Genomic DNA, 6232 nt, shown 5'->3' with positions numbered 1-6232 from the left:
CCCGAAATGTTCCAGATTGTTCTTGACCTCCAAGGCTTCCGGTAAAGGCTAAAAGTCTATTTTTTGATTCTACACGTAGGGGTTGAAAGCGTAAAATGCCGTCATTAAAGTTACCTTGAGCAATGATTTTTTGGGCTACATAATAACGATTTGGGTCGTTCGCACGTCCCCAAATAAAGTTTTGACCGTTTAATTTAAAGTCTGCGGTGAGTCCTGTTTTAGTGGCTGTATCAAAGGTTACTTCCCCGTTAAAAATTCCTTTAAAGTCTGCTAAATCGGGAATGGGTGATGCATCCCGTCGCTGTTGTTGTTGTTTGTCGGATATGGCAGCAAGTTCGGCAAACCGTTGTAATTGGAATAATAGCAGTTTATTCTCTTGGGGTTCTTTTCCTTGGGATGGTTGGGGGATTTGGGCTAAAGCTGTTTTGTTGGGTAGACTTGCAGGTTTTGTATTACTCAAATCGCTAGCAGTGCCAAAGTCTTTTTCTCCGATTCCCCGTCCTAAATCTGCGACTTCAAAGATTTGTAATGTTGTCAAAACATCTTGAATGTCACCTTGAGTAACTGAAAATGTACCTTGGACTTGGGGAGTTTTCGTAGTGGGATTAATGCTACCAACAAAGGCATAGCGGCTGTTATTTTTGATAAAACTGCTATTCTCTAGGGTCAATTTACCTTGGTTGTAATTAAAAGTAGCATCGAAACTATTACCCCTAATTCTACCAACTTGAGGATTTGCGATCGCAATATTCCCATTTGTCGCAAAAGTCTTTTGGTTAACCTGAAAATTCCCCGTCAAAGTCCCACCAACTCCACCATTCCCAATAAATGGGTTACTTGGTAAACTTAAATTTAATGCTGTAATTGGGAAATTATCAACCTTGGCAATGAGATTTTCTCCCTGGGTAAGTCCAGTTGCGATCGCATCTTTCCAGCGTACTGAGAAATCTTTCGGACGATTATTTGCATCTAAGTTGAATGCAATCCTGTCTTGTTTACCCGCAACATTCAATTTTAACCCGCTTCCCCGTTCGCTGATAATATTTCCCGCGAGTAAGGGTTCAAAAGCAAATTTATTTACCGTTAATCCCCTCAGTGCCACCATCCCTTGCAAATTCGGCACGGGTAAATTCCCGGTCATCTTACCGATAAAATCAGTCTTTCCAGTGACTTTAATCCCATTCGGTAAATTTAGAGACAACTTATTTAAATTGTAATTTTTGGCATTGATATCTAAGTTTAACCCCGTAATTACCGGGAATCCCTCACCCTTGGCATTCGCTGTAATATAGCCCCTAGCAGTCACATCCCGCGATTTTGCCCGTTCAACAACCAACCTTTCACCATTCCAACCAATATTTGCCGTCAGGGGTTGTTGAATACCCCCTAAACCCTGGGAAAATTGTACTTGACCAGCAGCAGCTAAATTCGCCAAGTTGAAATTACTCACATTCCCCGCAACTTGGAGATTTCCCCCAAATAACCCTTCTAACTGGGGATTAATGCGATTTAATTCGACTCCAGAACCATTTACCAAAGCTTGATAACGTCCCTTCGCAAGTCTAATATTAGTGGCATTTACGGTTCCCCCGGCAACATTTAACTTTCCTTGACCAGTTAATTCAATATTCTCCGGTTTAAACGAGTCTACCGTACCCGCAACATTAAATTGACCATTTAAACCACCTTGTACCTGGGGAGGAACTTTGACATAACGCTGTAAAGGGACATTATTTGCTTGTACCTGCGCCTGATAGCGACCCTTATCAAGTAAAATACTCCCAGCATTAAAACTACCATTCCCCACATATAACCGCGCTTTCCCCCTGGCTTGAATCGCTGGCAGTTGGAACGAATCAACCGTACCCGCAACTTGAAAATCTCCCGTTACCCTTCCCTGTATCTGCTGCGGTACTTGGGCTAATTCCTGGACGTTGGAATCATTAACTTGTAACTGCGCTTGATATGCACCTTTATCTAGGCGAATATTATTAACAGCAACAGTTCCACCACCAACAGCCAGACGGGCATTTCCCCGACCTTGAATTGTTTTTAAAGTAATATTATCCCTACTGCCAGCGATTTGAAACGTTCCAGCGAGGGGATTTTGTAATACGGGGGCAGACTCCTTTAAAACGCGGGATAAACGTACATTATTTGCAACTAATTGTGCAGCAAAACTTTCCTCATTAAACTTTACCTGGGAAAGGGCAACCCTACCCCCACCAATATCAATCCCAGCATTTTGCGACTCAATTCCAGCAATTTTAAATGGGGCAGTATTACCAGCAATGAGTAAAAGCCCATTAAATGTGACACCTTTTAAGTTAATATTTTCGGTTTGTTCCTTATTGACGAACTGCTCAACCGGAATACCCGAAGTATCAGCCATCACTCGCCATTTGTCATTAGCCCAAATACCCGCAGCTTTAACTTTTCCACCAGCGACATTTAACGCCACATTGCGAAAATCCACACTGCGATCGCTATTAACAATCGTCTCCCCCGTACCCGGATAAGTGCCATTGGGAGCTTGCCATTTTACGCTTGTTTGGATGTTTCCAGATGTTCCAGTTCCCGGTATCCCAGCAATTTGGGCAGTAGCATTAACAGCACCAATTTGAAAATTCGGAGTTGCATTATAGACTTTTGCGATCGCATCTCCCGGTACATTCCTTGCTGTCAGATTAAAATTTACCTGGGAATTTTGTCCAATTTGAACTTGCCCAATTTGAACTTGACCACTTCCCTGAATATCCCCACCAACAACAGCTTGAGCTTGAATATCGCTAAAATTAATCAAACCTTCACGGGTAGCAAATTCAAACCTCGTCGTCAAATTCTTCAAATCAACCTTATCAATCTTCGCAGTAGCGATGTTCGGAGAACCACTTTCAGCGATCGCATTCACTTTCCCCGACACTAAAGGTTCGTCAATACCTCCCGTCACCAACAAATCTGCATTAAAATTCGCAGCAACAGCCAAAGGAAACTTGACCTTCAGTGTCTCTTGAACATTTGCCGCACTAGCCGAATTTACCCTTGCAGCTAACTTATAACCAGTTTTGCGATCGATAGTCCCATTTCCAACCAGAGGCACCTTACCGTAGATGCTAGAGACATTCCCCAGCTTAATTTCCGTTTTATCAAAGCTGAGTTTACCTTGACTCTTCGCAAAAGGATAAGGCATCTTCCCGACTTGGACTTGCAAACCCGATGCGATCGCATCTCCAAATAATAGCGGTGTTTGCTCTCCTGCCGCTTGTACCCGCAAATCGCCCTTAACGGTTCCTTTCTGTAAACCTACGGGTATTTTAACAATTTTTGTAATATCAGATGCCTGTATATCCTCAAATTGCAGGTCTACATCATGTATTGCCCCCTTTGGGCGGGTTGTCCCACGAGCAAAAAGACTACCACCATTTTTCGGCTTCCCTGCCACCTCATATTTAATTAGTCGATTATCATCCAACAACTGGGCAACCCCATTGACTTGGGAAAAAGCAACTTGATTGAGGGGAGATTGGGGAGAACTTGGTTGTTCCCCTGGTAGACTTTGCCCTAACCCCAACTTGGTGAAAGATGAAGCTAAAACCAAATTGCCATTGCGAAAACGAATTTTATCAAGGTCAGTTTTAATGACTGCCTTTTTACCAGGAGGTTGAATTTGAGTACCAATCCAACGACCTTGGGAATCCTGTTCGACGTAAAGATTAGGATTAACGAGGCTGACATCAAGCTTTAAGCGTCGTTGAAAAATCAACTGCCAAATATCAAAGCTAGCATCAACAGCCTCCACAGTAGCATGGTCAGGGTCAGTATCCGTCGCCGGAATCGAGGAACTACCAAACCTGACCCCAGAGAGGGAAAATTCCTTCACTGCCCCCAATTTTACCGGACGGTTGAGGGTATTAGTCAAATTTTGCTGTGCCAGAGGAGCCAAATCCTCATGAATAAACTTTTGTAACCACCAAGTACCAGCAACCAATCCAATCACAAAAATTCCACCCAAAGCCATACTGCCACGGGTTAAAATCATCAACCAAAATCTGCGATCGCGGAGAGTTCGGGAATTGGGATTTGTCTTCGACGTTAAGTTTTGCTTATCGTTCTCCGACTCAGGGGGAGTTTCGTGATTAGGGGAGTTACTCATAAGATTTTACTATTTACTCGCCGAGTCTAGTTGACACACTGAATAACACACTAGCTGAGATACTATGGTGCTGTGCCACATACAGAATATAAACCAGGATACAAAGCTATTGGGATTTTTGGGATTAGCTACAAGACTGATTAGTTAAGCGAGAGTACAAAAATGAGGTTTATAGTTAGGTGCAATTAGGTGGAATACTCTTAAAAATCAAAACTTTCTCTGGATTTTGCCATGATTCCAGCGTCGGACAAAATAACTACCCAGAAAATATAGGTTTGAAACCTATATTAAAACTTATATTCTGTATGCGTAGCCATTTAAAGCTATCGGGACAGTTATAAGGAAATTGGCGATTGTTACCTAGACCTTTATTTTATGACTACCTAAGACTTTAATATGGATAAGTTAATTTAAAAAGGACTGGTCATTACATCAATGCGTGTCTTTGTGTTGCTTTTTAATCCTCGGACTGAAAACGAAGGTATCCACACGATTCAAGTTGGCGATCGCAATAAAATACTCATGTTCGAGTCTCAAGATGATGCCGAGCGTTTCGCCATGATGCTCGAAGCTCAGGATTTCCCCGCACCAGGTGTTGAAGGGATGGATTCCCAAGATATCGAAGAATTTTGCAAAAGTGCAAATTATGACTGGGAAATCGTCCCTGCTGAGGGTGCTTTAGTCATCCCCCCGGAAGTCAATGTTGAGGAAACTGACTGGAATCCTGATGGTGACGATAAAACAAGCAACACCACCATTCCCAGCAACCCAGATGTGGAAACCGAGCCAGAAATCCCTGACAGCGAACTCGACAGCATACGTCGCCGATTAGAAGGATTGTTATAAAAAATCATATCATCCACGTAGAGACGACCCGGTGGGTCGTCTCTCTCTAAATGATTTCGCAAAGATACAAATCCCCCAATACCAATAATCAACATGCAGGAACGCGGACACCTTTTAACCGAGCAAGTTAACCCAAATAGCTTAAACCTAGACCAACTCAGCGCTTTAGAATTAGTCGAATTATTCAACACCGAAGACCAAAAAACCATAACCGCGATCGCAACTGCAAAACACCAACTCGCAGCCGCTATCGAATGCACAGTTACCTCATTAAGTCAAGGGGGACGCTTATTCTATATTGGCGCGGGAACATCAGGACGCTTAGGTGTGCTTGATGCTGCCGAATGTCCACCAACTTTTTGCACTCCCCCAGAATTAGTCCAGGGAATCATCGCTGGTGGAGAAGCTGCATTAGTACGCAGTTCCGAAGATATGGAAGACCGTGCCGAAGATGGTGCGATCGCAATGGTTGAACACAATATTGGCAAGCATGATGTGGTGGTAGGTATTACCGCAGGGGGAACCACTCCCTACGTTCATGGTGCCCTCAAAGCCGCCAAGGAGCGGGGTGCATCCACAATTTTTATCGCTTGCGTCCCTAGCGAACAAGTTCCAGCAGATGTTGATATTGATATTCGCTTGCTTACTGGACCAGAAATCTTAGCAGGTTCTACCCGACTCAAAGCTGGTACGGTGACAAAACTCGCCCTCAATATCCTTTCTACTAGTACAATGGTTCGCCTGGGTAAAGTTTACGGTAATCGGATGATTGATGTTGCAGTCACCAATAATAAATTACGCGATCGCGCTGTACGGATTCTCGAAGACCTCACAGGTTTAGGTCGAGATACTGCTAGTTCGCTCCTCGATCATAGTGGGAAACGGGTAAAGCTCGCCCTACTCATGCATTTGACGGGGATAGAAAAAAAATCTGGCGAAGAATTATTATCTGCACACCAAGGTAATCTCCGTGCCGCAATTGAAAGTTGTAAAGATTAAGGTAATAAGGTAAGGGAAGTAAATTTCTTATTTCCCCCCTTGTACAGGGCTGTTTCAATCTCGATTGAAAAATATGGAAGTCTTATTTTTTCATCGGAATTTAGGCTATTCGTAGGGGCAGGGTCTAGGCTGTGTATTTTGTGCCTTTTGAGGGGGTAAAAATTCACGCTAAATATGTGGCAACTGTTTGCTCAAAAGCTTATGTGACATAGACTTTACGTTTACATGAATACC

General features: G+C 43.2%; 3 protein-coding genes. 2 read left to right on the top strand and 1 reads right to left on the bottom strand.

Going from position 1 to position 6232, the window contains the following annotated elements:
- A partial coding sequence (locus CK510_RS24490) for a hypothetical protein (RefSeq protein ID WP_095724162.1) occupies positions 1-4153 on the bottom strand: 4153 nt, incomplete at its 3' end.
- Between the two features lie 435 nt (positions 4154-4588).
- Between CK510_RS24490 and CK510_RS24485 the strand changes: the two genes are divergently transcribed.
- On the top strand, positions 4589-4999 hold the full coding sequence (locus tag CK510_RS24485) for a DUF3110 domain-containing protein (RefSeq protein ID WP_095724161.1): 411 nt from the start codon (positions 4589-4591) through the stop codon (positions 4997-4999).
- Positions 5000-5083: 84 nt separating this feature from the next.
- Positions 5084-5998 (top strand): N-acetylmuramic acid 6-phosphate etherase, encoded by a 915-nt coding sequence (murQ, locus tag CK510_RS24480; RefSeq protein ID WP_095724160.1) that lies wholly within the window; start codon positions 5084-5086, stop codon positions 5996-5998.
- Positions 5999-6232 lie beyond the last annotated feature (234 nt).

It is taken from the genome of Brunnivagina elsteri CCALA 953, assembly GCF_002289455.1.
In the GTDB taxonomy this organism is placed as follows: domain Bacteria; phylum Cyanobacteriota; class Cyanobacteriia; order Cyanobacteriales; family Nostocaceae; genus Brunnivagina; species Brunnivagina elsteri.
The sequence above is the reverse complement of the archived record's forward strand: the minus strand, read 5'-3'. Positions and strand labels throughout refer to the sequence as shown.

Bases quoted from the DNA above. Each gene is read 5' to 3' on its own strand.
- CK510_RS24485 (WP_095724161.1), top strand. From the start codon at position 4,589: ATGCGTGTCTTTGTGTTGCTTTTTAATCCTCGGACTGAAAACGAAGGT.